A 24,277-nucleotide genomic window follows, 5' to 3' on the forward strand; every position below is an offset into this window, starting at 1 on the left:
GGCCGAACGGCGGAGGGCCGGGTCCCACCCGAGTGGTGGGGCCCGGCCCTCCGCCGTTCGGCGCCGTGTCACGCGCCGCGCCGCTCCCGTTCCCGGGGACGCTTCTTCGGCAGCCCCACCGTCACGACCTCGAAGGAGTCCTTCGTGAGGTCGAGCCGGTGGAAGAGGTTGTCGGGCCCCGTGACGCACACCGTGCGGACACCGAGGCCCTGGAGACCCGCCACCACGTTCGGCCAGTGGATCGGCCGGTCGAAGGTGTCCAGCATCATCGCGCGCATCCTGGCGGCGTCGCGGACGACCGTGCCGTCCACGTCGTTCACCACGGGAAGCGCGGGGTCGGCGAAGTCGTACGCCCCGAACACCTCCGCCTCGGCCTTGCGGCGCAGCTCCGAGAACGACGCGGCATGGACCGGCGGCCGCATCGCGTACATGGAGTAGCCGCCCGCGGCGCTGATGGCCGCCTTGAGCCCGTCGAGCTCCTTCTCCTGCACCGACAGCATGTGGAACCCGCTGTCGAGCCGTCCGGAGATGTCGTACCAGGCGCCGCGGTCGTCGAATTCCGCGAGGATCGCGTCGAACGGCTCCTGCGGCACGCGGACGAAGCAGTGGGTGACGACGTCCTGGTAGGCGCCGGCGAAGTACTCCTCCTCGCAGCGGGCGCACTCCGCGGTGAGCCGTACGACGTCCGCGAAGGACAGCGAGCCGGTGAAGGCCGCGGCGGCCTTCTGGCCGAAGCTCGGTCCGGCGCAGACGTCGGGGGAGTGGCCGAGTCCGTCCACCGCCCGGTCCGCCATGGCCATCGAGGCGATCAGGAAAGCGATCTGCGAATAGGTGGAGTAATCGTCCTCCGTGACCCGGAAACGGTCGAAGAGCGAGTAGCCGAGCGCTTCGTCCGCCTCGGCGAGCCGCTGGCGCGCGTAGGGGTCCAGCAGCAGGAACTTCCCGATGTCGGAGAAGGACGAGGGCCCCATGCCGGGAAACACGACGGCCGTGCGGGTCCGCTCCGCGCCGTCACCGGAATGCGGCTGCCGGGAAAGGGCGGTGATGTCGTTCTCGGGAGTCGGCTGTGAATTGCTCATGATGTGAATGCCTTTGCCGCCGGCCGGTCGCCCGGTCATGGTCGGTGTACGTCTGGAGCGGGTCGGGAAAGGGCGTCGGACAAGGGGCCGCTTTTCGCCGTGCGTGCCGTGCGTGCCGGACGTGCCTGACGAAAGCGGCCCCGCGCACCCGGCCGCGCGCGGTGCGCGCGGCCCGGTCCACGAGGCCCTGGGAGGTGCGGAATGCGGAGGACGAAGCAGGCGGAACGCGGACCGGCGGCGCCGGATCAGTCCTGCGCCCGCCGCCGGAAGCCCAGGATGCCGATCGTCCCGAAGAGCACGATCGCCGCGGCCAGCGCGCTCAGGTCCACCCACAGCGGGATCGAGGCGGGGCCGCCGGCCGGCAGCATCAGGTCGCGGATGCCCTCGCTGACGTACGTCAGCGGGTTGAGGGTGCACAGCACCTGGTACCACCGCAGGTCCGTCAGGGCCCGCCACGGGAACTGGGTGCAGCCGGTGAACATCAGCGGGGTCAGCGTGACGGCGAAGACCACGCTGATGTGGCGGGCCGGGGCGAGGGTGCCGATGGTCAGCCCCACCGTGCTTCCGGCGAGCGCGCCCAGGAGCAGCACGCCCAGGGTCGGCAGGAAGGTGTCCAGCGGCCAGGAGACGTCGTCCAGGACCAGCATGCCGATCGGGATCATCACCAGGGAGGCGACGACGCCGCGCAGCGCGCCGAAGACCATCTTCTCCACCGCGACCAGCGTGGTGGGGATCGGGGCGAGCAGCCGGTCCTCGATCTCCTTGGTCCAGGAGAAGTCGATGACCAGGGGCAGCGCCGTGTTCTGCAGGCTGACCAGGAAGCTGTTCAGCGCGACGACGCCCGGCAGCAGGACCTGCTGGAACCCGCCCCCGGTGAAGCCGAGATCGCCCAGCACCTTGCCGAAGACGAAGAGGATGAAGAGCGGTTCCACGAGCACCTGCGCGAGGAAGATGCCCAGTTCGCGGCCGGTGACGAAGATGTCCCGCCAGAGGATGAAGAAGAACGTGCGGGTCGCCGTGCGCACGCCGGTGCGCTCGGGCCGCAGCTCCTCGGGGAAGCCGGCGACGGGGTCGGGGGCGGTGGTCGTGGTCATCGCAGCTCCCGGCCGGTCAGATCGATGAAGACGTCCTCGAGGGTGGCGGTGCCCACACTCAGGTCCTTGATGTCGCAACTGGCTTCCGCCAGGGCGGTGATGACCGTCGGCAGTACCGAGCCCGACGGGGCGTCGCTGTAGATGCGCAGGCGGACCGGGGGCTGCGCGTCGGGCTGCTCCGCGGCGTCCTCCTCGTTCTGCACCACCTCGACCCGCTCGACCGTCTCGATGCCCTCCAGCAGGCGCGTGACGCTCTCCGCCCCCGGCTGCGCGGGCTGCACGGTGACCGTGAGCGCGGTGCTGCTCAGGCTCTTCAGCAGCGCCTGCGGGGTGTCGAGGGCGAGCAGCCGGCCGTGGTCGACGATGCCGACGCGGTCGCAGAGCTTGGCGGCCTCGTCCATGTCGTGGGTGGTGAGCACGGTGGTCACGCCCCGCGCGCTCAGCTCCGCGATGCGCTCGTGGATGAACAGGCGTGCCTGCGGGTCGAGCCCGGTGGACGGCTCGTCGAGGAACAGCACGTCCGGGCGGTGCATCAGGGCCCGGGCGATCATCACCCGCTGGGCCTGGCCGCCGGACAGCTCGTCGCCGCGGGCCTTGCGGCGGTCGGCCAGGCCGACCCACTCCAGGCACTCGTCGGCGAGCCGGTTGCGTTCGGAGCGGCTCATGCCGTGGTAACCGGCGTGGAAGACGAGGTTCTGGCGCAGGTTCAGGGACCGGTCGAGGTTGTTGCGCTGCGGCACGACGGCGAAGGCGCGGCGCGCCCGCGCCGGGTGGGCCGCGACGTCGACGCCCTGGACGAACGCCCGGCCCGCCGTGGGGGCGACCCGCGTCGTCAGGACGCCGATGGTCGTCGTCTTCCCCGCTCCGTTCGGCCCGAGGAAACCGAAGACCTCGCCCCGGCCCACCGAGAAGCTCAAGCCGTCCACCGCGGGCCGGTCGCGTCCCGGGTATTTCTTGACCAGCCCGTCCACCACTACGGCGGAATCCGTGGTCTGATGTGATGTCATTGACGCCTACGAATCGTGCGGGACGCGGCAACGGCAGTCCGGGGATTCGCACGGGAATGTCGTGTGACCGGCCGCGCGTCGAGCGCCGACTGAAGAGGACATGGATGGTGCGCATCCTGTCTAGCACAAGGGTTTTCGCCGCACCCCGATTCCCTGTCGATCTAGGGGGCGGCTGGGAATGGTAAGGGGGGAATAGGGGCTGTCCCGCCCTTTCCCGCATTGCTTTTCCGGTCGCGTCGGCAAACATTGAGGAAAGTAGTGTTGCGGCCCGCTCGGGAATCCCTCTAGCATCGCGGCGTGATCGCGCCGAATTGCATCTCCGGAAATGAATTTCCGGTGGGTCGCGCCTGTGCGGTCCTTCCCGCGGGCCCCGGGTCACCGGGGCGGGCGGTGCCGCGCGCGACCGGCGCCACTGCCCTCCGCACACTTCCCCCGGGCAAGGAGACCCCGTGAAGGCACTCGTCGTGCCGGCGAACGGACCGGTCCTCCGGCAGGTCCTGCGCGGCATCGCCGACGCGGGCGTCGTGGACGTGGGTGTCGTCGTCGCCGGCCCGGACGACGGCGTCAAGGCAGAGGCGGGGGACGGTTCCCGCTTCGGCATCAGCATCACCTACCTGCCCGGGCAGTCCCGGCACGCGGGCACGGTCGGTGCCGTGCGCAGCGCCCGGGAGTGGCTGGCCGACGACGACTTCGTGCTGTGCGCGGGCGGCGCCTTCCCGCCCGGCGGGATCGTGGAGCCCCTGGAGGAGTTCCGGATCCGGCGGCCCGCCGTGCAGATCATGGCGGACCGGACCCCGGGTCCGTCGTCCTGGGACGTGTACTTCTTCACCTCCGCACTCCACACGGCCGTGGAGGCGATCGAGCCCTCGGCCGCGGGCGGCGCCGAACTGTCCGACGCCCTGCGGTGGCTGTACGACCGGGGCCTGGGTGTCACGGCGTGCACGAGCCCCGCCGGTGAGCGTGGCGAAGGGGACGGTGACGGCTCCGCGCGCGGGGCGGCCGGGGCGGGACCGGCCGAGGGATGACGTCCGGGGCCGGCGGCCGCCTCCGTGCCGTCACGGACGTCGCGTTCGACGACGTCGTGCTCATCCGGATCGAGCAGCCGGCCGTCCCGAGCCGGTACCGGCTGGTCTGCTTCCCCGACGCGGGGAACTCCTCGGTCTGCTACCTCGCCATGTCCGAACTCCTGCTGCCCACTGTCGAGTTGCTCATCGTCCAGTACCCGCTGGCGGAGCCGGGCCAGGCGGAGCACGCCGCGCCCTGTCCCGGCCTCGCCGACAAGATCTACGACGCGGTGCGCGAATGGACGGACCGCCCGCTGGCCCTGTTCGGCCACCGGCTGGGGGCCGAACTCGCCTACGGCGTCGCACAGCGGCTGGAGCGGGAGACCGACACCGGGCCGCTGACGCTCTTCGTGTCCGGCCGTCCCGGCCCCGGCCACCGCGGATTCCTGGGGCCGCCCGCCCTCCAGTGCCGCGTCGTCGCCCTGACGGGGGACCACGACCCGCAGGCGCCGCTGCCCGGCGTACGGGCCTGGCGGCGCTGCACGGCCGGGCCGTTCGACCTGGAGGTCTTCCCCGGCGCGCCCGGCTACCTCGACTCGCACCGCCGCGAGGTCGTCAACCTCGTGCACGACCAGCTCATCTCGCTCCACGGACCCGAGCCGGACCGCACCGCGCCGAAGCAGGGGCCGTAGGGGGCGGAACAGGGGTACCCCGCGATGTGCCCTGGTCCCTAGCGTGACGGGTGGAGAACCGCGTCCACGGGACGGGACCGACAGCACCTCCGCGCAGCGCGGCGCGCACCCCCGCGATCCACCCCCCTGTGAACGGCTCCGGACCCGCCGTCGGCTCCGCGCAGACCACGTCAGCACCGGCCACGTTCGGCCCAGAGGAAGGACTCAGTGCCACCGATGACCGCGATGATCTTTGCAGCAGACTCGGTACGGCCCGTCGAGGAGTTCGAGCAGGACGCCCTCCGCGTGGCCGATGTGCTCCGGGAACACGGGATCGGCCTCGGCGACCGCGTCATGCTGAAGGCCGGCAACTCGGCGAGCTGGATCTGCGTCCTCTACGCGCTGATGGAGGTCGGCGCCTCCATCGTCCTCGTCGACCAGCAGGAGCACGTCGAGGAGACCCGGCGGATCGCCCTGCGCACCGGGGTCAAGGTCACCATCGTCGACGACGAGACCCCCATCGACCAGGGAGCCGACCCCGTCTACCTGTACGAGCTGATGGTCGCCACGGCGGGCCTGCCCTCCGTGCCGGGCACCCTGTCCTTCGACGCCTGGGGCGAACTGCCCGACGGCCTGATCATGTGGACCTCCGGCTCGACCGGCTCGCCCAAGGGCGTGGTCAAGTCCGGCGCCAAGTTCCTGCGCAACCTGCGCCGCAACGCCGAGCAGGTCGGCCACCGCCCGGACGACGTCCTGATGCCGCTGCTGCCCTTCGCCCACCAGTACGGGCTGTCGATGGTGCTCATCGCCTACCTCACCCGCTGCTCCCTGGTCATCGCGCCCTACCGGCGGCTGGACCGGGCCCTGCGCATGGGGCGTGACGCCGGGGTCACCGTCATCGACGCCACCCCCTCCAGCTACCGCAGCATCCTGAGCCTGGTGACCCGCAAGCCGGCGCTGCGCGAACACGTCGCCGGCACCCGGATGTTCTGCGTCGGCGCGGCGCCGCTGGACGCCCCCCTCGTGGCGGGCTACGTCGAGGAGTTCGGCCTCCCGCTGCTGGACAGCTACGGCTCCACCGAGCTGGGCAACATCTCCTTCGCCACCCTCGACAACCCCGTCGCCTGCGGTCGCGCCATGGACGGCATCCGGCTGAGGATCGTCGACGAGGACGGCCGGGAAGTGGCCGCGGGACAGCCCGGCGAGATCGAGGTCGACACTCCCGACGCGCTGGAGGGCCAGATCGCCGACGACGGTTCCGTGATCCCCAACCCCACGGGATGGCAGCGCACCGGGGACCTCGGCCACCTCGACGACGGCGGCAACCTCCACGTCCTGGGACGCAAGTTCGCCGTCCACCGCATGGGCTACACGCTCTACCCCGAGCTGATCGAGCGGAAGGTGGCGGCCGAGGGCTGCCCCACCCGGATCGTGCCGCTCCCCGACGAACTGCGCGGCTCCCAGCTGGTCTTCTTCGTCGAGGACGAGGAGCAGCAGGACGCCGGCTACTGGCGGGAGCGGCTGTGCTCGCTGCTGCCCGCCTTCGAGCAGCCCAACCGGGTCGTCGTGCTGGAGCAGTTCCCGCTGAACCGCAACGGCAAGCCCGACAAGAAGCAGCTCGCGCGGATGGCCGCCGAGTGAGAAAGCGTTCCCCGCCCCCTTCGGTGGCGGCGGGGAACGGCAAGAAACGAAAGGTGAGTCGGCTGATGCCCGATAAGCTGACTTTTGTCGTCGGAACCGGACGCTGTGGTTCCACAGCGCTGTCCGCGGTGGTGAACCTGCACCCGGACATCCTCAGTCTCAACGAGCTCTTCGCCAGCGTCACCGACCCGGTGGCGCTCACCGAAGAGCCGCTGAGCGGTACCGAGTTCTGGACCCTTCTGACCACACCCAACTGGGTCAGCGACACCCTGGTCCGCAACGGTGCCCCGCCGTCGGAGTTCCTCTACAACCGCCGCCCTGAGTGGCGCTACTCCGCCGAGACCACCGGCATCCCCGCCATCAGCATGATGGTCCTGCCGCACCTCACGGACGACCCCGACGGGCTGCTGGACGAGCTGGAGCCGCGGATCAGCGCGTGGCCCGCCCGTCCCGCGCCGCTGCAATGGCAGGCGTTCTTCTCCGTGCTCGCCGACCGGTTCGGCGCCACCGGCGCCGTCGTCGAACGATCCGGGCTCTCCCTGGGCAACGTCGGCCGGCTGCACGCCCTCTTCCCGCAGGCGCGCTTCGTGCACCTGTACCGCAGCGGTCCCGACTGCGCCCTGTCCATGAGCCGGCACATCGCCTTCCGCATGATCCCGATGATGCTGGAGATCGCGGAACGGTGCGGCGTGGACTCCCCGTACGAGCTGACCGCGGAGCACTTCGCCCAGATCCCGCCCGACCTGGCCCCGCTGCTGACGGGCACGTACGACCCCGCCCTCATCATGGACCGGCCGATCCCGCTCCCCGTCTTCGGCGACATGTGGTCGCGCTGGATCGTCGACGGTGTGCGGAACCTGGAGGAACTCCCCGCCGGCATCCGCACGTCGCTCTCCTACGAGCACCTCCTGGCGGAGCCGCGCGAGGAGCTGACCCGCCTGGCGGCCTTCATCGGCGTCGAGGCCCGCCCCGACTGGCTGGAGGCCGCCGCCCGACTCCTCGACGGCGACGGCCGCCGCGGCTCCGCGGGCCGGCTGGACCCCGCCGAACTGGAGCCGCTGCGCGCGTCCTGCGCCGAGGGCACGGCGGCCCTGGCGGGCACGGCCGCCGCATAGGACCGTCGCGGCACGGCGTCCGCGCCGGAGAATCCCGGACCTCAGCAGTCGTAGGGCAGATCGAGGGGCGCGAGCGCCTCGAAGAGGTCCCCGGGGCCGGGATTCTCCGGACGCGTGGCGCCGCCCAGGTGCTCCATGACGCCCCACACCGCGTTCAGCGCCGTGGTGACCGCGCCCTCGGCGAAACCCGCCGTCCAGGAGACGTCGTCGCCGCACAGGAAGAAGCCGCGCTCCGCCGCGGGCAGACCGCGCTGCATGAACTGGGTGAACAGCCGCCGCTGGTAGCGGTAGTGACCCGGCAGGTTCGCCTTGAACGCGCCCATGAAGTGCGGCTCGGTCTCCCACGTGATCGTGAGCGGGTCGCCGACGACATGGGAGCGGATGTCGAGCCCGGGGTAGACGAGGGCGAGCTTGTCCAGCAGGACGTCCAGCCGCTCGCCCGGGTCCAGCGTGGCCATCTTCAGCGAGTCGTCGTTCCACGTGTACGACAGGCACATCACCCCCGGGCGGTCCGGGCCGTCGTCGAAGAGGTAGACCCCGCGCGGCATGCGGTCCGTCAGCGTCATGCTCATCACCGGCTCGCCGGTGAGCGGGTCCAGATCGTGCCAGAACGGCCGGTCGGTCAGCACGAACAGCTTGGAGGCACCCATGTAGTGGGTGCGTTCCACCGCGGTCCACAGCGGCGCGGTCAGCAGCGCCGGGTCGCACTCCACCCGGTTCAGCAGGGTCCACAGGTGCGGGGTGTACACCACCGCGTCGAACCGCTCGCCGTGCCCGGAGGCGTCGGTGACGCGGAAGCCGTCGCCGTCCCGGACGACCGAGCGCACCCGCGGCCGGGCCGAACCGCCGTGCAGGGACGCGAGCGACGTCCGCGCCGGCCAGTGCGCGCACTGCTCCGGCCGGTGCTCCCACAGGCCGTACGGCAGCCGCTGGGAGCCGCCGGTGATGGCGACCTGGTTGTCGTCGGCCTCGGTGTAGACCACCCGCAGGATCTCCAGCAGCGAATTGGGGAAATCGGTGTCCCAGCCGCCGGTGCCGAAACCCACCTGGCCGAAGATCTCCCGGTGCCGGAACGACTGGAACGCCGAACTGGTCGCGAGGAAACCGTAGAAGGACTGGTCGTCGAACTCCCGGACCAGCCGGTTCCACACCCGCTTCAGGGTCTCGGTGTCGCGCCGCTGGACGGCGTCCCGCATCGTGGCGAGTTCGGCCCGCTCCTGCAGCGCCTTCTCCCACGCGGACGCCACCTGCACGTACACGTCCGGGAGGTCGTCGGCCACCCGCGCCCGGTGCCGCTCGCCCATGAGGTGGATCATCGTGCTCGGCGTGCTCGGTGCCAGCGGATTGGGGAACGGGGTGGTGTGCAGCCCCAGCAGGTCGACGTAGTGGAACAGGGACCGGGCGGAGAGCGGGAAACGCATCGCCCCCATCTCCGCCACGCGGTCCGGCTGCCCGGGGAACGGCACCGAGCGCATGCGCCCGCCGATCTGCTCCGCCTCGTACACGACGGGGCGCAGCCCCAGCCGCATCAGCTCGTACGCCGCGGTCATGCCCGCCATCCCCCCGCCGACCACGGCCACGGGGGACCCCAGGCGCTCCGGCGGGAGGGTGCCGAGCCCGGCCGGATGGCGGAGCCAGCCGTCGTACGAGAACGGGAAGTCCGGCACGAGCATGGTGACGGGGGCCGGGCTGACTGACGTCATCGGGAATACCTCTCGGGCCGATTCCACGGCGCTTCCAGGAAACCGGAGACCAGTCGAGCGGGAGCCGGGGATCGCAGCGCCGCGCCGCGGGCCCCGGGTTCGGGGCGCCGCGGCCCGCGGCTGCGCAGTCGCGCCAGGCAATGACGCTATTTCGGCGGGAGTCGGGGCAACAACCCCTATGGACCCTGGTAACCGACCGTGCCCGCACGGGTTTCCGGCTTCGCCGCGCCGAGAGCGGCGGGGAAGCCGATGGCCGTGACGACCAGTCCCCGGTCCGCGAGCCAGCTGCCGGCGAAGCGCTCGACGAGCCGGCCGTCGGGAGCGCGCCGCGGGCGCAGGATGCGTGCCGAGAACGTGCCCTGCGGCCGGGCGGCCGCGCCGTCCTCCTGGAACGCGATGTCGGCGTCGTCGAAGTCCAGTTCGGTGCCCATGAGCGGGTACCAGGTCTTGTAGACGGCCTCCTTCGCGCTGAACAGCAGCCGGTCGCGGCTGAACCGCGGCACGGCCCCGCCGCCACGGGCCCAGGCCAGTTCGCCCGGCAGCGCGATCGACTCCAGCACACCGCCGGGCAGCGGCAGGTCCGGCTCGGCGTCGATGCCGATCATCGCCAGATCGGTGTCCCGGGCCAGTGCCGCCGCCCGGTAGCCCTCGCAGTGGGTCATACTGCCGACGACCCCGGCCGGCCACTGCGGGACGTTGCGCACACCGGGCAGCACGGGGACCGGCGGCATCCCGAGGGCGGCCAGGGCACGCCGGGCGCAGGCCCGCACCGTGGCGAACTCCTCGCGGCGCCGGTCCACTGCCCGCGCGACGACCGCGGCCTCCTCGGGGTACAGCGCCGCGGAGCCGTCGGGCCCGAAGACCTCGCTGGTGGCCGCCCCGGGCAGCAGTGCCTCGATCATGACCGCCCCTCCCGCACTCCGATGGTCGCGGCCGCCTTCGGCTCCTGACCTGTGTACGGCAGGATCTGCCGCAGCAGCCCCTTGGGGTGGCCGCGCCGCCGCCACTCGCGCGGATAGCCGATCGACACCTCCTCGAACCGCACCCCGTCGTACCAGGTGGTCCGCGGAATGTGCAGATGCCCGTAGACCACGGCGGCGGTGGTGAACCTGCGGTGCCAGTCGGCGGTCAGCACGGTGCCGCACCACTGGGCGAACTCCGGGTGCCACAGCACGTCCGTGGGCTGGCGCACCAGCGGGAAGTGGTTGACCAGCACCAGCGGCACCGACGGGTCCTGCGCGGCCAGCCGCCGCCGGGTCTCGGCCACCCGGGCACGGCACCAGTCGTCACGGCCGCGGTAGGGGTCGGGGTGGAGCAGGTACTCGTCCGTGCACACCACACCCGCCTCGTGCGCCCGGGCCAGCGACTCCTCCTTGGTCGACGTGCCCTTCACCCGGAACGTGTAGTCGTAGAGCAGGAACAGCGGCGCCACCCGCACCGGCCCGCCGGGCCCCTCCCACAGCGGCCAGTCGTCCTCCGGGGTGAGCACGCCGAGCCCCCGGCACATCTCCACCAGGTACCGGTAGCGCTCCTCGCCCCGCAGCTGCACCGCGTCCTCGCGCGGAGTCCACAACTCGTGGTTGCCGGGCGCCCACACGACCTTCGCGAACCGTCCGGCCAGCAGACCGAGGGCCCACGCGATGTCCTCGGTGAGCTCGCCGACGTCACCGGCCACGATCAGCCAGTCGTCGTCGTGGGTAGGCCGCAGCGACTCCGTGATCGGCCGGTTGTCGGCCATGCCGACATGCAGGTCGCTGACGGCGAGCAGCCTCGGGCCGGGAGGCGGCGCCCCTCCCGTCGAGAGGGGGGTGCGGGATACGGCGGGGTCAGGCGATATGGGCGACATCGAGGTCCAAACTGACGGGCAGGTCCCTGCGGTGAGAGATGTTGATCTTCCGGTACACGCGGGTCAGATGCTGTTCGACGGTGCTCACCGTGATGAAGAGCTTCGCCCCGATCTCCCGGTTGGTGTAACCCTGTGCGGCCAGTGAGGCCACCCTGCGTTCGGCGTCCGTCAGTGCCGCGGCCGCCGCCGTCGCCGGCGGCAGTGCCCGCTCGGGCGCCTTCGGCGATGCCTGGCCCGGCTGCTCGGACTGCAGGGACTGACGCAGTTTGTCGGCGCCGCAGCTCTCGGCGATCCGCAGCGCCCTGCGGATGTGCAACTTGCTCTGGACCGGGTCGCCCAGCTGCTTGTGGGCCTGCCCCAGATCGCTCAGGGAGCGCGACAACTCGTAGCGGTCGCCGTTCGACTGGAGGAGCGAGACCGCCTCCGAGAGCAGGGGCACCCGCTCGCCGACGGGCCGCGCCGCCGCCAGCACGCGCAGCGCCGTCCCGCGGACCCGAGGACCGGCGTCACGGGCGAGCTGCTCCCGCGCGAAGTGCTCCACCTGATCGCGGCTCCCCAGCGCGAGCCATGCCTCCGCGACCCCGACGCGCCAGGGCGCCAGCGTGGCGCGGTCCATGCCCCAGCGCCTCATCAGGCGGCCGCACGTGGAGAAGTCCCGCAGGGCGGCGTGCGGACGGCCCGTCTCCAGTTCGTGCCGGCCCCGCGCGTACAGGTACTGCACCCCGTAGCGGCTCGCGAACATCTCCTCGGGCACCGGCCGGCCCACGATCTCGGCTGCGACCTCGTGGTCGCCCATCGCGGTGCTCGCCTCGATCAGGACCGACAGCGGGGCGCCGATGCCCACGCCCCAGCAGTGCGGGGGCAGGTCCTCCAGGGCCTCCTCGACCAACTGCCGCGCCTGCGTCAAGTGGCCCTGACGCAGGGCCATGTGCGCCCGGACGGTCCGCAGGATCGCCGTCGAACTCGCGGGCCAGCGGGCCGTGACCTCCGCCAGCAGCCGGTCGGCCCACTGCATCGCCGTCCCCAACTGGTCGGCGAAGACGAGAGCGAGCAGGCAGGACTGCACCGTCGGCTCGGTCTCCTCCGTCAGACGGAGTGCGGCGAGGATCCGGTCGGCGGTGTCGGAGAGGCGGCCGTCCTCCCGCACCGGCGATGTCCCGCCCCCGGCGGGGTCGTCGGCGAGCGCGTCGTGCAGCGCCGCTGCCGCCGCCAGCCGGCTCTCGTCCGGCCGAGACACCGGGACGTGCGCAGCGCTGTCGTGCAGAGGGGCGAGCGTCTCGTCGGCCCGCTCCAGGACGCCGGGGAACGTGCTCGCCAGGATGGAACGCAACCACCGTACTTCCGCCGCGAGTTCGGCGTCGGGCTGGGACGCCTCCCCGGCGGCCGCGTGCCGCATCGCCATGACCGCGTCGTCCGTCCAGCCGTTCCACAGCAGGTCGCCCACGAGCCGCAGGGTGTCGGCCGCCGGCAGCTGACCGGCGCGGACCGTCCCGGTGAGGGAACGGACCTGCCGCGGCCACGCGGAGGGCGTGACCCGCCAGATGAACCTGGCCAGGGAGATCCGCACCTGCGCACGCTCGCGTTCGCTCCGGCAGCAGCCCTCGGCCATGCGCAGGCAGCTCACCGCGAGGTCCACCCGCCCGGCGGCCATCGCCTCACGGGCGGCGTCCACCAGCACCTGCGGCGCCCACTCCTCGTCGGGTGGTGACGTGGCGTGCCCCAGCAACTGCTCCGCGACGAGCAGCGGCGGAGCGCCGTCCTCGTACAGCAGGCGGGCGGCACGCCGGCGCAGCCGCGTCACCCCGTCGTCGTCCAGGCTCTCCACGACCGCCGTCCGCACGCCGGGGTGCCGGAAGCGGCCGTCGTCCAGGACGCCCGCGTCGTCCAGGGCGGACACCACCTGCAGGACCGCCCTCTCCTCGACCTCCACCAGCCGGGCCAGCAGCGGCAGCGGGGTCACGCCGCCCAGCAGGGCGATCCCCTGGGCGACACGCAGGCCGTCGGCCCCGACGCGGTGGACGATCAGCAGCGCGCTGCGGAGGAACCGCTCGCCCGCGGCGGGTGACCCGTCCGCGGCGCCGTCGCCGGGCTGAGCCGGCGGGCGTTCGTGGGAGAAGTGGTCCTCGACCATGCCGTGGACGAGCAGCGGATTGCCGCCGGTGGCCGCGTGCACCGCACCGGCCAGCCGGCCGGTGGCCGCGGTGCCGACAGGGCCCTCGCCCGGCTCGCCTCCGTGCGCCCGCGCGGCGAGCAGCCGCTCCACCCCGGCGACGCCCAGCGGGCCGACCCGCACGTGCAACCCCCGCATCGGGTGCAGGAGTTCCATCAGCGTGCCGGGCGGTCTGCGGCGTGTGTCGGCACCGATGGTCACGATCGCCGACACGGCCCCCGGGCCCGACGAGGGGAACCGGCGCAGCGCGTACGACAGGACTTGCAGGGACTCGGCGTCGGCGTACTGGACATCGTCCAGGGCGATCAGGACGGGTCCTCGCGCGGACAGCCTGCCCAGTTCGGCGTTGAAGCACTGCAGGACCTCGGTCGCCACCGGTTCCCCGCTCGAACGCGTGCCGCCCATCCCCGACGCGTCGGCCAGTAAGGGCGGCAGGGAACCAGGTTCGGGTTCCCTCGGATCGCGGAGCAACTGCTCCATCACGCCGAACGGTATCGAGTGTTCCGCGGGTGAGCCGACAGCGGTGAGCAGCCTGTGCTCCGCGACCGCGCGGTCCTCCAGGACGCGGTGGAGCAGTGCCGTCTTCCCGGACGCCACCGGCCCGCTGATCACCGCTGTCCGGTCGGACCCGAAGGCCGTTCCGGAGCTCCGACCGGATGCGAACGCGACCAGGCTTGCGATCTGTCCATTTCGTTCCACTAGCATGACGTCAGACCCTCCGTAATGCGTTGTGAAATAGCGCCACGGTGGGCGTGTTTTCCGATGGCCGGCCACTGCGCGTGGTTCCGCGGGCGGGATCCCGAAAATGACGCGGCGGTAACATAGAGAAACTCGCAAGTGCTCACAAGGCGCATTTCGACACCCCCGGTCATTTCATTCCGACCCCGTTCCGGACTGTATCAACGTCCTGAGCGCGTCGGCATCTCAATCTGTCGCCCGGGTATTGCCGCACAGTGAGCAGCCGATGGACGTCCGGTTGCCGGGAGGATGTGTGTTGTCACAGGTCATGGGCGCTGGGCGGCGGGAACAAGAATCGGAACCTCAATAGAACCTCAAATGCGGAATGCAGCCGTCTGGAACCGGGCGCGGGAAGGGGTTCCAGGCAGGGCCCAAGACGGGGGAAAATGGGGGATGAGCGACGCACCCGCACTCGGAGGGCCCGAATTGATCGCTCGCGGCTCCGGACCCGAACAGGTGGCGCGAAATACGCTCACAAGAGCGCCGGGGCGCTCTATCCGCATCGGTGGAGCGTCATGATCCTACGCACAGCTCCTCGCGGACCTATACCTGATCAGCGGTGAGGAAGATCACGTTTCCACCGACAAGTGCCGACCGCATGCGCTCGGTTGAGTGCAGGCGGAGGCGAACTGCGCTTCGCCGCACTGAGGTTGAGCGGCCGGGCCGTCGGCAGCCCGCCCGTACCGTCGGATCCGGCCGCCCTGCCGCCGCGCGACGGCGCTCTATCGGCCTGTGTGCCCGCGGCCTTGGGGGAACTGCCCCAGGTGGACCGCACGGTGGATCACCGCGGCCAGGTCGTGCATGTCCTCGGTAAAGGTGTCGACGCGGATCCGGCGTCCGCTGTGCAGCTGGATCTCGCACGTCGAACCCATGCCCCGGGCTTCGGCAAGCGGCCGGTCGTCACCGCCGGACGTGCCGACCCGGGCGACGTCCTCCCAGGGGACGAGGGTGGCGGTGCCTGCCACGCGATAGGTGAACCCCCGCTCGTGGACGTCGAAGCACTGCTCCCGGGTACGAAACGCCTGCACCAGGCGCCAGATCCCCAGACCCCACCCCGCCAGGCCGACCCCGAGCAGCAACCCTGCCAGTTCCGGAGCCCCCTCGGTGGTGCCCACCGATGCGACCGCCACCGGAATCCCGAACGCCGCGCCGACGGTCCCGACCGCCAGGCAGATCCCCGCCTGCCGCAGGCGCCGCGCACCGTCGGTACGGTGCTCCCGCACGAACCCCCCTAACCGCCTGGCTGCCTCCGTGCGCCTCATGCCGCCCCCTCGCTGGTTGTGGACATTTCAATCTAGGCTCCCGTCGCCGGGTCAACCACCCTCTGCGGCATCGTCCCCACAACCGGTGAGCGGACGGGAGTCAGCTCGTCCAGGTAGGGCTGACCGGCAGGCCGCACGCCCACAGGTGGGCCGCGGTCAGCGTGGCCGCGAAGAGCAGGTTCCGCACCTCCAGGCCGGGGTTTCGCGCCGATTCGCACAGCGGTGCCGCGGCTTTGTGACGGGCCTCGGGGTGGACCTCGTGGTCGAGGTCTCCGCCCGGTGGTGTGCTTCCGCCGCGACCGGCACGCCGTGGTCGACGACCGGGGGATCACTCGGGATCCGCTGTGCCACCGCCAGGATCCAGGCGCGATCGATGCGCAGATTCACGCGGCGTCCCTCCTCCGTGTACGCGGCCAGGAACGCCGAGGCGCCGGCCATGAAGGCGCGTGACTGGTACCCGTCGGCCTCGATCAAGTCGGCCAGGTACCCCTGCGAGCTCAGGCCGCGGCGCTCGGCCCGCTCCTCGGCGGCCGCCTTGAGGACCTCGTCCAGCCGGATGCCCTCGCGGCGGCGCGCGGCACAGGCCGCCGGGTTAGACTCGCGCCCCGGACGCGGGAAGGAGCGGACAGGTGAGCGCAGCACCCATACGGTTCGGCATCGTGGGCAGTGGCTGGCGGGCCGAGTTCTTCGTCCGGCTGGCGAAGGCGCTGCCCGAACGGCTGGCGGTGGCCGGCGTGGTGACGCGCTCGGCCGAACGGGCCGCCAAGGTGGAGGCCGAGTGGGGAGTGCCCGCCTTCCGGACGATCGACGAACTGTGCGGGCGCGAACCGGAGTTCGTGATCCCGTCCGTCCCGTGGGAGGTCTCGCCCCAGGTCGTGCGCGAACTCGTCGAGCACGGCCTGCCGGTCCTCGCGGAGACACCGCCCGCGCCCGACGCGGACGGGCTTCGGCGGCTGTGGGATGCCGTGGGGGGAGCGACACGCGCCGGCGGCGGCGCACTCGTCCAGGTCGCGGAGCAGTACACACTGATGCCCGGCCACGCCGCCCGTATCGCCCTCGTACGAGAAGGGGTCATCGGCGAGGTCACGTCCGTCCAGGTGTCCTCGACCCACATGTACCACGCGATGTCGCTGATCCGGCACACGCTGGGCGTCGGCTGCGGGCCCGCGACGGTGACGGCCCGGGCCTTCACCGCACCGCTCGCCGACCCGCTGTCCCCCGGCGGCTGGTCGGACGACCTCACGCCCAAGGACGCCGTCACCACCCTCGCCCTCCTGGACTTCGGCGGCGCCCGTACGGGCCTGTACGACTTCACGGACAACCAGTGGTGGAATCCGTTGCGCGCCCGCCGGATCGTGGTGCGCGGCTCGCTCGGCGAGATCGTGGACGACACCGTGGTGCGGATGGCCGATCCGCGCACGCCCGTGGAGTCCCCGCTGCTGCGCCGTCGCACCGGCACCGACCTCAACCTCGAAGGGGCGGAGGTGCACCACATCTCGTTCGACGGACGCGTGGTGTGGCGCAACGACTATCTGGGCGCGAGCCTGTCCGAGGACGACCTCGCCGTGGTGGACCTCCTGTGCCGCACCGGCGCCTGGGTCCGGGACGCCGGTCCCGAACCGTATCCGCTGGCCGAGGGCTGCCAGGACCATCTGCTGGCCCTGGCCGTAGAGGAGTCGGCGCTCACCGGGGCGCCGGTGACGACCGCGGTGGAGGCGTGGGCGGCCCGCTGATCCCGCGCCGGCCGCCCCGGCTCCGCCCGCGCCCGCCTGCTACCGCCGAGCGGGTCCACCGTCGACCGGGATCCGGTACAGCACGTACGGCTTGCGCCGGAGGTCGACGCCGGCGTTGTAGGCCGCCTGCCGGTTGAGCTGATTGGCCATCACGTAGAGGTTCCGGTCGTAGCCGATCGACAACGTGTCGGGCCAGATCAGCCGCTTGTCGTGGACCAGGGTGCGGAAGCGCCCGTCGGTGTCGCGGAACACGAGCGAGTTGTGCTCGATGTCGCCCCCGTACACGCGGCCCGCACTGTCCGTCTCCAGCCCGTCCGACATCCCCTTCTTGCCGAGATCGCGCACGGTCTTCGCGATCTGGGAATCCGGTACCCGGCGGTCGGTCAGGCCGCTGGTCGGCACGGAGTACAACGTGCGGCTGGAAAGGGGGCAGTAGTAGAGGGTCTTGCCGTCCGGGCTGAGAGCGATGCCGTCCGACCCGATGTTGATGGGGCTGGTGGGGCCGTGTGCCGGCCGGTTGAGCATCCGCTTCCCGTCGATGACGGGAACGAAGTCCGGCACAGGGCGCACCGAGGGCACGTTGTCGAGTCGCCGCCAGGAGGTCCCCGACGCCAGATCCACGACGATCAGGCCGTTGGGGCCGTCCGAGGAGGCGTCCGTGAGGTAGGCGGTGCCCGCCTTGCCACGGCTGAGGTCGAGCCGGACGTCGTTGACGAAACTACGGGGACCGGCGACCTGACGGGGCAGCAGGATGGTCCGGACGACCTTGTTGGTGCGCAGGTCTATGGCGACGAGCTTGGGGCCGCCCATGGGTGCGTTGCCGAACTGGATGCGTCCGGTATCCACCACCCACAACCGGTCGGCCGCGTCGACGACGACGCTCTGCACACCGAGGAAGTGGTGCGCGGGATCGTGCGTGTCGGCGGTGTTGATCTCGCGGTTCGGGTAGGGGACGGCCTTCCCGTCACGCACTTCGGCGACGGAGAAGGGCACCTTGTCGCCCCAGTGGGGGAAGTTCACGAACACGCGCCCGGTGCGTGACACGGTCACTCCCGTGGGCATTGCCCCGTCGAACTCGGCGACGGGTTCCAGGCGTTCCTTTCTCTGCGTGGGGGAATCGGTCGGCGAGCTTGCTCGGGAGGCCTGCGTGACGCCGCCACCGATACAGAGGGCCGCCAGCAGCGCGATGACGCCGCGGCTCGATATAGAGCTACCAGTCACGTTCTGCTCCTGTTCCGGAATTCGAGGAACGGGCAATTCCAGGAGAATATTCCATCTGTTGATGTGCGATCACCGGAGTACCAAAAACATATGACCTGTGCGTCGGGATCGCAAGCAGAACGTTTGGGAGCGGACCGTCGGGGGTGGGGCAGGCGCACACGCTGAGCGTCTGTTCAAAAACTCTCCGGAATTCACGGACTGGATGTCAGTGTTCGGCCGTGTCCGGAACGAGGACCACGTTGGTGCAGGTGGCAGGCGGTACCGGCCGGGCCGCCCGCAGTGAGCCGGGCGTGATGGGCCGGCTGTTCCCGCAGCGCTGCCATGAACTCGGCACATAGTCGCCATACCAAATATTTCTTGGACTTGCGGGCGACCGGGGGAGAGGCTGGTTATCGTGCGACGACCCGGGCGTCGTGAATTCGGCACGGCACTTTCCGGAGAGGGGTGATGTCCGTCGCGACTTCCGTCCGATCGCCGCGGGAAACATCGCGCGGTATTTCGCGGGGCCGCCGCCGTATGCTCTCGTCGGCAAGACAAGGGAGATTTCCGATCCGGCCGTCGTCATGCGCGCGGCAATATCGGGCCGGGTGGACGACTGCTGGGCAGCGTGGACCGGGCCGCGAGCTGTCAGTCCATTCCCGCCATCTCGAGGAGGGCCGTGGCGGTGCCTGTGGCCAGCCCGCTCAAACTCTGGGCCTGGGCCGCGACGCGGGCGCTGGATCCGTCGAAGACGACGGTGAGTTGGCGGGCGAGGAGATCGGGGTCGTGTGCGCCGCCGCGTCGCGCCTCCTCGCGGAAGAAGTCGGTGAGCGCGTCCTTGTAGCGCCGGGCGACCACGCTGGCGGGGTGTTCGGGGTTCTTGAGCTCGAACGCGGTCGCCAGGAACGGGCAGCCGAGGTATTCCGGTGACGTCGACAGCGACTCGAGCCGGTCGAAGACGTGCATGATGCGATCGCGTGGCGGCAGGTCGGTGCCGGGGGCGGGCAGCACCTGGCTCAGATAGTCGGACCCGGCGCGGTCCAGGCTGGCCGCCAGCACGTCGTCCTTGCTGCTGAAGAGCTGGTACATCGACCGCTTGGAGACCCCGGCCGCCCGGCACAGCGCCTCGATGCCGATGTGGACGCCCTCTTGGTAGAAGAGCACGGCCGCGGCATCGAGGAGCCGCTCACGAGTCGGGGCCGCCGCCGCGGCGGGTGCGGGCGAGGCCGGTGTGCTGGACGTCATGGGAGTGAGCCTACGCCTTGTGTTGCCCTGACGAAACCGATCGGTTTACGGTGGTTGGAAACCGATCGGTTTCCGCCGTCGGTCGTCACGCTGGGAGTACGTTCATGACTGCAATCGCAGGTTCGACTGTTCTCGTCACCGGGGGCAGCAGAGGCATCGGCCGGGCCCTGGTCGAGGCCCTGTACGCCCGGGGGGCCAAGAAGGTCTACGCCACCGCCCGCGACCCCCGCACCATCACCCACCCCGACGCCGTCGCGCTGCCACTGGAGCTCACCGACCCCGCCGCGGTGGCCGCCGCAGCGGCACAGGCGCAGGACGTCACCATCCTGATCAACAACGCCGCCGGGGCCGTGGAGGCCTCGTTCCTGACCTCCCCGGTGGACGACGTCCGCCGCGAGTTCGACACCAACTTCTACGGCCCGCTGCTGATGACCCAGGCCTTCGCCCCGGTCATCGAGGCCAACGGCGGCGGTCACCTGCTCAACGTGCACTCCGTCCTGTCCTGGGTCGCCCTCGCCGGTTCCTACAGCGCGTCCAAGGCGGCGCTGTGGTCCCAGACCAACTCGCTGCGTCTGGAGCTGAAGCCGCGCGGCATCACCGTCACCGGGCTGCACGTCGGTTACGTGGACACCGACTTGGCCGCGCACATCGACGCCCCGAAGACGTCGCCGGAGAGTGTCGCGGAGCAGGCGCTGGACGGGATCGAATCCGACGCGTACGAGGTGCTGGCCGACGAGCTCTCCCACCAGGTCAAGGCGGGTCTGACCGCCGACCTCGCCGTCCTGTACCCGCAACTGGCCGGCTGACCGAAGCGTCCCGCCGTACCGTCTTCCGCGCCGGGTCCCCCGAAGCGTCATGGGGGACCCGGCGTCAGGCGGAGGGCAGCCCGGTTCCGGGGAACGTGACCCCGGTCAGCTCCTCGGACACCGCCCACAGCCGGCGCTGGAGCGACGTGTCGTAGGAGGGCCCGCTCGACCGGACGGCCTTCGGGTAGCCCCTGCTCTGCTGGAATCCGCGCGGGCCGTAGAACTCCCCTCCCTGGACGCCCGGGTCCGTCGCGGCACGCAGGACGGGCAGCGCCCCCATCGCCGGGGACTGGAGGAGGAGCGGCCGGACGGCCGCGAAGGCCGTACGGGTGAGAGCGGACGCATGCGTCATCGCGTCCTTGGAGCCCGAGGTGTCGGCGCCGCCGGGATGCGCGGCGACGGCGAGTGGCCCGCCCGGGGGCAGCCTGCGCTGGAGTTCGTAGGTGAACAGCAGATTGGCCAGCTTGGAATGCCCGTACGCGGCGGTCCGGTTGTAGGGCCGGGTCCGCCAGCCGAGATCGGCCAGGTCGATGGGACCTCCCATGCGATGGCCGGCGCTGCTGAGGGTGACGACGCGCGAGCCGGTGGAAGCGGGCAGCAGGTCGAGCAGCAGCCCGGTGAGCGCGAAGTGCCCCAGATGGTTGGTCCCGAACTGGAGCTCGAAACCGTCGGTGGTCGTCCCGTGCGGGGTGTACATCACGCCGGCGTTGTTGATCAGCAGATCGATCCGGGAGCGGCTGGCGCGCAACTCGTCGGCGGCATCGTGGACCGAGGCCAGGGAGCCCAGATCCAGGCGCAGCACACGCACCTCCGCGGCGGGCAGTGCGGAGGTGATCTCGGCCGCGGCCCGCTTGCCCTTGTCCGGGTCGCGGACCGCGAGGATCACGGAGGCGCCGCGCCGCGCGAGCGCCGTGGCGATCTGGAACCCGATGCCGGTGTTGGCGCCGGTGACGACCGCGGTGCGACCGCGCTGGTCGGGTATGCGGTCTGCGGTCCAGCGTGCGGGAGCCGGTCGGGGCATGGAGTCTCCACGTGTGGTGCCGGGGCGGCCCAGCGGTCGGGACCGCCATGAGGTAAATGCTGTTCACCTCATGGTTAATAGTGTTAACCTCGGAGCTGTGACAGTCAACAGGCGCCCCAGCGGCACCCATCACGGAGACCTGCGCAACGCGCTGGAGGAGGCCGCGCTCGCCTTGGTGGCAGAACGCGGCCCGCACGGCTTCACCCTCGCCGAGGCGTGCCGGAGGGCCGGGGTGAGCGTGTCCGCCCCCTACAAGCACTTCGCCGACCGGGACGCCCTGCTGGCGTCACTGGCGCTGAAGGGCTACCAGGAGCAGCAGCGCCGCTACCGAGCCGCACTGGCCTCCGGGACCGACCCCGCCGAACAACTGGCGGCGTTCGCCGCCGCCTACGTGCGCTTCGCCGCGGAGGAGCGCGCCCTCTTCGACATCACGTTCCTGGCCGGCCTCGACAAGAGCCGCCACCCCGAACTGGCCCGGGCGGGCAGCGCCCTCCACGACGACCTGATGCCGGTCACCAGCCGGATCGCCGCCGACCCGCAGGAAGCGTTCGGCCTCCTCGTCCGCATCTCCGCCGCCGCCCACGGACTCGCCCTGTTCCTGCAGCAGGACATGCTGCCCGGCACATGGAACACCTTGGCAGCGGTCGAGGCGCAGGCCGCACGCACGGCCCGCGCCCTCATCGACCAACTGGCCCGCCCCACCAGCGCGGAGGGCGCCCGTGTCCACCACGACCGATGACTTCGCGCGCGCTCTCGACCGCATCGGCCGGGGCAAGTACGTCAGCCTGACCACGCTCCGCAGGGACGGACGTACGGTCGCCACCCCTGTCGGCTGCGTCGTCCGCGACGGCATCCTGTACGCCCTGACTCCGCCGGACTCCGGCAAGATCAAGCGCATCCGCAACAACCCCCACGTCACGCTCGCGCCCTGCACCATGCACGGCACGGTCCCGGTCGGCGCCCCCGTCACCGCGGGCACGGCCCGGCTCCTCGACGGGGCCGGCACCGCTCGCGTACGGAACCTGATGCGGAAACGGTTCCTCATGTACCGCGCGGTGCTCCTCGCCGACCGGATGCTGGGCCGCGAACGCCCGCTGGTGGCCATCGCCGTCTCCGCGTGAGGCGCGGTGGGGTGTCAGCGTGCGAACTTTTCGACGGCTGCCGGGGTGACGGGCGTGAAGAAGTTGACGAGGTTGCCGTCGGGGTCACGGAACAGCAGGGACCGGTTGCCCCAGGGCATGGTGGTGGGCTCGGTGACGAAGTCCGTGACGAAGCCGGCCAGGTTCCGGTGGACGCGGTCCACGTCGTCGACGAGGAATTCGGTGATGACGCTGTGGTTCTCCGCCGGCCGGGCCGAGCCCGGGGCGAACATGGGCACGGTGCGGGTGCCGGCGATGGCGAGCGTGGCGCTCGCGGTCGTGAGTTCGGCGAAGCCCTCGGTGGCCCAGGTCGCGCGCACCCCGGTGGCCTGCTCGTAGAACGCGACGAGGCGGGCGACGTCGCCGGTGATGATGCGGATCGAGACGAAGTCCATGGGAATCTCCTTGGCTGTGCTTGTGGTGTTGCATGTCGCAGGCTAGGAGAAATAGGGGACAGAATCGGTCCTGTATTCGCGCTAGGCTGTGAATGTGTCCCGCCCCACTGTCCGCGTGCTGACCCTCCTGGAACTGCTGCAGTCGGGCGGCACCCGTACCGTGGCGGAACTCGCCGACCGGCTCGGCGTCGAAGGGCGCACGGTGCGGCGGTACGTGGACCAGCTGATCGACCTGGACGTGCCGGTGGAATCGGTGCGCGGCCGCTACGGGGGGTACCGGCTCGCCCCCGGGTACCGGCTGCCTCCGCTCATGCTCAGCGACGACGAGGCACTGGCCGTGCTGCTCGGCCTGGTCGCCGGCCGCCGGGCGGGGCTGACCACGACGGAGCGCACGGCAAGCGAGACGGCGTCGGCCAAGATCCGGCGAGTGCTGCCCCAGCACATCGCCCACCGCCTCGACACACTCCTGGAAACTCTCGCCTTCACCGATCAACCCGGTGAGTCCGACACCCCGGACGCCGACGTCCTGCTCACCCTCGCCGACGCGGTGCGCCACTGCCGGCCGGTCTCGATCCGCTACACCGACCGCGACGGACGGCGCAGCGAACGCCCGCTGCACGCGTACGGAATCGTCGCCCATGCGGGCCGGTGGTACGTCACGGGCAAGGACGCCCGGCTCGACGAGGACCGGACCTTCCGCCTCGACCGCATCGCGGACGCGCGGACCCTGCCGGGCTCCTTCGAAGCGCCCGAGGACCTCGATCCGGCACAACGCGTGGTGACGGCGTTCGCCACGGCCGAGTACCGGCATGAGGTGACCCTGCGGATCCACGGCACGGTCGCACAGGTCCGTGCCCGCCTTCCCGCCAGCGTCGCGAGCGTGGAGGAGTACCCGCCCGCGGCGGGCGAGGACCAGGCGGCCGAGCGCTGGCTGCGCGTCGAGCTGCACGCGGAGCGGCTGGACTGGCTGCCGCCGGTACTCGCCTCACTGGACCGGCCGTTCGTCATCGAGCGCCCCGCCGAGCTGCGCGACCTCGTCACCGCGCTCGCCGATCGCCTCACCGCCTGCGCCCGTGAGGCCTGACAGCGGGGAATCGCCAGGAGGGTCGTCTTTGCGAGACTGGTGGTGTGCGGCGCAGCGAACGGCAGATGGACGAGCGCCTGGAGCGAGCCATCCTGGAGCTGCTGGAACGCCGTGCCCCGACCGCGACGATCTGCCCCTGCGACGTCGCGCGGGCGGTGTACGAGAGGGACGACGACGGCTGGCGGGGGCTGATGGAACCGGTACGGTGTGCGGCCCGGCGGCTGGCGACCGCCGGCGAGGTGGAGATCACGCAGGGCGGCCGTCCCGTCGAGCCGACCGAGGCCCGCGGTCCCATCCGTATACGCCGCCGTCACTGACCGGCGA

23 protein-coding genes are annotated in these 24,277 nt (G+C 71.3%); 10 read left to right on the forward strand and 13 right to left on the reverse strand.

All coding sequences use genetic code 11. The features are described from left to right. Positions 1-68: 68 nt before the first annotated feature. The 3 genes from ACIP9H_RS32425 to ACIP9H_RS32435 form a co-directional block, all read right to left on the reverse strand. Complete coding sequence (locus ACIP9H_RS32425; protein WP_401962391.1) at positions 69-1,079, reverse strand: ACP S-malonyltransferase; 1,011 nt, start codon at positions 1,077-1,079, stop codon at positions 69-71. 245 nt (positions 1,080-1,324) lie between these two features. After that, positions 1,325-2,173, reverse strand: coding sequence for an ABC transporter permease (locus ACIP9H_RS32430; RefSeq protein WP_401962393.1), 849 nt, complete (start codon positions 2,171-2,173; stop codon positions 1,325-1,327). After that, positions 2,170-3,180: an ABC transporter ATP-binding protein gene (locus tag ACIP9H_RS32435; protein ID WP_401596461.1), complete on the reverse strand. Its 1,011-nt coding sequence runs from the start codon at positions 3,178-3,180 to the stop codon at positions 2,170-2,172. The genes ACIP9H_RS32430 and ACIP9H_RS32435 overlap by 4 nt, the downstream gene beginning before the upstream one ends. A 449-nt stretch (positions 3,181-3,629) precedes the next feature. Here ACIP9H_RS32435 and ACIP9H_RS32440 point away from each other — a divergent pair, with 449 nt between their 5' ends. The 4 genes from ACIP9H_RS32440 to ACIP9H_RS32455 all read left to right on the forward strand — a co-directional run bounded on the left by ACIP9H_RS32440 (position 3,630) and on the right by ACIP9H_RS32455 (position 7,611). After that, positions 3,630-4,205, forward strand: coding sequence for a hypothetical protein (locus ACIP9H_RS32440; protein ID WP_401962396.1), 576 nt, complete (start codon positions 3,630-3,632; stop codon positions 4,203-4,205). Beyond that, positions 4,202-4,876: a thioesterase II family protein gene (locus ACIP9H_RS32445; RefSeq protein ID WP_401596456.1), complete on the forward strand. Its 675-nt coding sequence runs from the start codon at positions 4,202-4,204 to the stop codon at positions 4,874-4,876. Before ACIP9H_RS32440 ends, ACIP9H_RS32445 begins: the two co-directional genes overlap by 4 nt. Before the next feature lie 216 nt (positions 4,877-5,092). Then, positions 5,093-6,496, forward strand: a complete 1,404-nt coding sequence (locus ACIP9H_RS32450; RefSeq protein ID WP_401962399.1) for a class I adenylate-forming enzyme family protein — start codon at positions 5,093-5,095, stop codon at positions 6,494-6,496. Positions 6,497-6,561: 65 nt separating this feature from the next. Beyond that, entirely contained in the window at positions 6,562-7,611 is a 1,050-nt protein-coding gene (locus ACIP9H_RS32455; protein ID WP_401962402.1) for a sulfotransferase, read from the forward strand. A 41-nt stretch (positions 7,612-7,652) separates the two neighbouring features. On the opposite strand, the gene ACIP9H_RS32460 is transcribed toward ACIP9H_RS32455, so the two are convergent. The 6 genes from ACIP9H_RS32460 to ACIP9H_RS32485 all read right to left on the reverse strand — a co-directional run bounded on the left by ACIP9H_RS32460 (position 7,653) and on the right by ACIP9H_RS32485 (position 15,972). After that, positions 7,653-9,314: a flavin monoamine oxidase family protein gene (locus tag ACIP9H_RS32460; RefSeq protein WP_401962404.1), complete on the reverse strand. Its 1,662-nt coding sequence runs from the start codon at positions 9,312-9,314 to the stop codon at positions 7,653-7,655. 176 nt (positions 9,315-9,490) lie between these two features. Beyond that, positions 9,491-10,216 (reverse strand): 4'-phosphopantetheinyl transferase, encoded by a 726-nt coding sequence (locus ACIP9H_RS32465; RefSeq protein ID WP_401596444.1) that lies wholly within the window; start codon positions 10,214-10,216, stop codon positions 9,491-9,493. After that, the gene (locus tag ACIP9H_RS32470) at positions 10,213-11,160 is read right to left on the reverse strand and encodes a metallophosphoesterase family protein (protein WP_401596441.1); all 948 of its coding nucleotides are present in this window, start codon (positions 11,158-11,160) and stop codon (positions 10,213-10,215) included. Before ACIP9H_RS32470 ends, ACIP9H_RS32465 begins: the two co-directional genes overlap by 4 nt. Next, entirely contained in the window at positions 11,141-14,035 is a 2,895-nt protein-coding gene (locus ACIP9H_RS32475) for an AAA family ATPase (protein WP_401596439.1), read from the reverse strand. Before ACIP9H_RS32475 ends, ACIP9H_RS32470 begins: the two co-directional genes overlap by 20 nt. A gap of 755 nt (positions 14,036-14,790) precedes the next feature. Next, entirely contained in the window at positions 14,791-15,291 is a 501-nt protein-coding gene (locus ACIP9H_RS32480; RefSeq protein ID WP_401596436.1) for a hypothetical protein, read from the reverse strand. 195 nt (positions 15,292-15,486) lie between these two features. Then, a complete protein-coding gene (locus ACIP9H_RS32485; RefSeq protein WP_401596433.1) occupies positions 15,487-15,972 on the reverse strand; it encodes a hypothetical protein in 486 nt (161 codons plus the stop codon). Between ACIP9H_RS32485 and ACIP9H_RS32490 the strand changes: the two genes are divergently transcribed. Then, positions 15,960-17,063: a Gfo/Idh/MocA family protein gene (locus tag ACIP9H_RS32490; RefSeq protein WP_401596430.1), complete on the forward strand. Its 1,104-nt coding sequence runs from the start codon at positions 15,960-15,962 to the stop codon at positions 17,061-17,063. The genes ACIP9H_RS32485 and ACIP9H_RS32490 overlap by 13 nt on opposite strands. A gap of 39 nt (positions 17,064-17,102) precedes the next feature. Here the strand turns inward: ACIP9H_RS32490 and ACIP9H_RS32495 are convergent, their stop codons facing one another. Then, positions 17,103-18,107 (reverse strand): L-dopachrome tautomerase-related protein, encoded by a 1,005-nt coding sequence (locus tag ACIP9H_RS32495; protein ID WP_401596427.1) that lies wholly within the window; start codon positions 18,105-18,107, stop codon positions 17,103-17,105. Positions 18,108-18,911: 804 nt separating this feature from the next. Then, positions 18,912-19,508, reverse strand: coding sequence for a TetR/AcrR family transcriptional regulator (locus ACIP9H_RS32500; protein ID WP_401596424.1), 597 nt, complete (start codon positions 19,506-19,508; stop codon positions 18,912-18,914). A gap of 104 nt (positions 19,509-19,612) precedes the next feature. On the opposite strand from ACIP9H_RS32500, the gene ACIP9H_RS32505 reads away from it, so the two are divergent. Continuing rightward, complete coding sequence (locus tag ACIP9H_RS32505; RefSeq protein ID WP_401596422.1) at positions 19,613-20,314, forward strand: SDR family oxidoreductase; 702 nt, start codon at positions 19,613-19,615, stop codon at positions 20,312-20,314. Between the two features lie 64 nt (positions 20,315-20,378). Here the strand turns inward: ACIP9H_RS32505 and ACIP9H_RS32510 are convergent, their stop codons facing one another. Beyond that, positions 20,379-21,335, reverse strand: coding sequence for an oxidoreductase (locus tag ACIP9H_RS32510; protein ID WP_401596419.1), 957 nt, complete (start codon positions 21,333-21,335; stop codon positions 20,379-20,381). A gap of 97 nt (positions 21,336-21,432) precedes the next feature. On the opposite strand from ACIP9H_RS32510, the gene ACIP9H_RS32515 reads away from it, so the two are divergent. Next, on the forward strand, positions 21,433-22,074 hold the full coding sequence (locus ACIP9H_RS32515) for a TetR/AcrR family transcriptional regulator (RefSeq protein ID WP_401596416.1): 642 nt from the start codon (positions 21,433-21,435) through the stop codon (positions 22,072-22,074). After that, on the forward strand, positions 22,055-22,456 hold the full coding sequence (locus ACIP9H_RS32520) for a PPOX class F420-dependent oxidoreductase (RefSeq protein ID WP_401596413.1): 402 nt from the start codon (positions 22,055-22,057) through the stop codon (positions 22,454-22,456). The genes ACIP9H_RS32515 and ACIP9H_RS32520 overlap by 20 nt, the downstream gene beginning before the upstream one ends. A 14-nt stretch (positions 22,457-22,470) precedes the next feature. Here the strand turns inward: ACIP9H_RS32520 and ACIP9H_RS32525 are convergent, their stop codons facing one another. Beyond that, positions 22,471-22,869 carry a VOC family protein gene (locus ACIP9H_RS32525; RefSeq protein ID WP_401596411.1) on the reverse strand — a complete coding sequence of 133 codons (399 nt, stop codon included), beginning with the start codon at positions 22,867-22,869 and terminating at the stop codon, positions 22,471-22,473. A 94-nt stretch (positions 22,870-22,963) separates the two neighbouring features. Here ACIP9H_RS32525 and ACIP9H_RS32530 point away from each other — a divergent pair, with 94 nt between their 5' ends. Together ACIP9H_RS32530 and ACIP9H_RS32535 are read left to right on the forward strand one after the other, a co-directional pair. Beyond that, a complete protein-coding gene (locus tag ACIP9H_RS32530) occupies positions 22,964-23,953 on the forward strand; it encodes a helix-turn-helix transcriptional regulator (RefSeq protein ID WP_401596408.1) in 990 nt (329 codons plus the stop codon). Between the two features lie 65 nt (positions 23,954-24,018). Beyond that, entirely contained in the window at positions 24,019-24,270 is a 252-nt protein-coding gene (locus tag ACIP9H_RS32535) for a DUF3253 domain-containing protein (protein ID WP_401596471.1), read from the forward strand. Positions 24,271-24,277 lie beyond the last annotated feature (7 nt).

Source organism: Streptomyces sp. NPDC088732 (assembly GCF_044751205.1).
Taxonomy (GTDB): domain Bacteria; phylum Actinomycetota; class Actinomycetes; order Streptomycetales; family Streptomycetaceae; genus Actinacidiphila.

Coding starts and splice junctions, on each gene's coding strand:
- ACIP9H_RS32425 (WP_401962391.1), bottom strand. CDS start 1,079: ATGAGCAATTCACAGCCGACTCCCGAGAACGACATCACCGCCCTTTCC.
- ACIP9H_RS32430 (WP_401962393.1), bottom strand. CDS start 2,173: ATGACCACGACCACCGCCCCCGACCCCGTCGCCGGCTTCCCCGAGGAG.
- ACIP9H_RS32435 (WP_401596461.1), bottom strand. CDS start 3,180: ATGACATCACATCAGACCACGGATTCCGCCGTAGTGGTGGACGGGCTG.
- ACIP9H_RS32445 (WP_401596456.1), top strand. CDS start 4,202: ATGACGTCCGGGGCCGGCGGCCGCCTCCGTGCCGTCACGGACGTCGCG.
- ACIP9H_RS32450 (WP_401962399.1), top strand. CDS start 5,093: ATGACCGCGATGATCTTTGCAGCAGACTCGGTACGGCCCGTCGAGGAG.
- ACIP9H_RS32455 (WP_401962402.1), top strand. CDS start 6,562: ATGCCCGATAAGCTGACTTTTGTCGTCGGAACCGGACGCTGTGGTTCC.
- ACIP9H_RS32460 (WP_401962404.1), bottom strand. CDS start 9,314: ATGACGTCAGTCAGCCCGGCCCCCGTCACCATGCTCGTGCCGGACTTC.
- ACIP9H_RS32465 (WP_401596444.1), bottom strand. CDS start 10,216: ATGATCGAGGCACTGCTGCCCGGGGCGGCCACCAGCGAGGTCTTCGGG.
- ACIP9H_RS32470 (WP_401596441.1), bottom strand. CDS start 11,160: ATGTCGCCCATATCGCCTGACCCCGCCGTATCCCGCACCCCCCTCTCG.
- ACIP9H_RS32475 (WP_401596439.1), bottom strand. CDS start 14,035: ATGCTAGTGGAACGAAATGGACAGATCGCAAGCCTGGTCGCGTTCGCA.
- ACIP9H_RS32500 (WP_401596424.1), bottom strand. CDS start 19,508: ATGACGTCCAGCACACCGGCCTCGCCCGCACCCGCCGCGGCGGCGGCC.
- ACIP9H_RS32505 (WP_401596422.1), top strand. CDS start 19,613: ATGACTGCAATCGCAGGTTCGACTGTTCTCGTCACCGGGGGCAGCAGA.
- ACIP9H_RS32510 (WP_401596419.1), bottom strand. CDS start 21,335: ATGCCCCGACCGGCTCCCGCACGCTGGACCGCAGACCGCATACCCGAC.
- ACIP9H_RS32525 (WP_401596411.1), bottom strand. CDS start 22,869: ATGGACTTCGTCTCGATCCGCATCATCACCGGCGACGTCGCCCGCCTC.
- ACIP9H_RS32535 (WP_401596471.1), top strand. CDS start 24,019: ATGGACGAGCGCCTGGAGCGAGCCATCCTGGAGCTGCTGGAACGCCGT.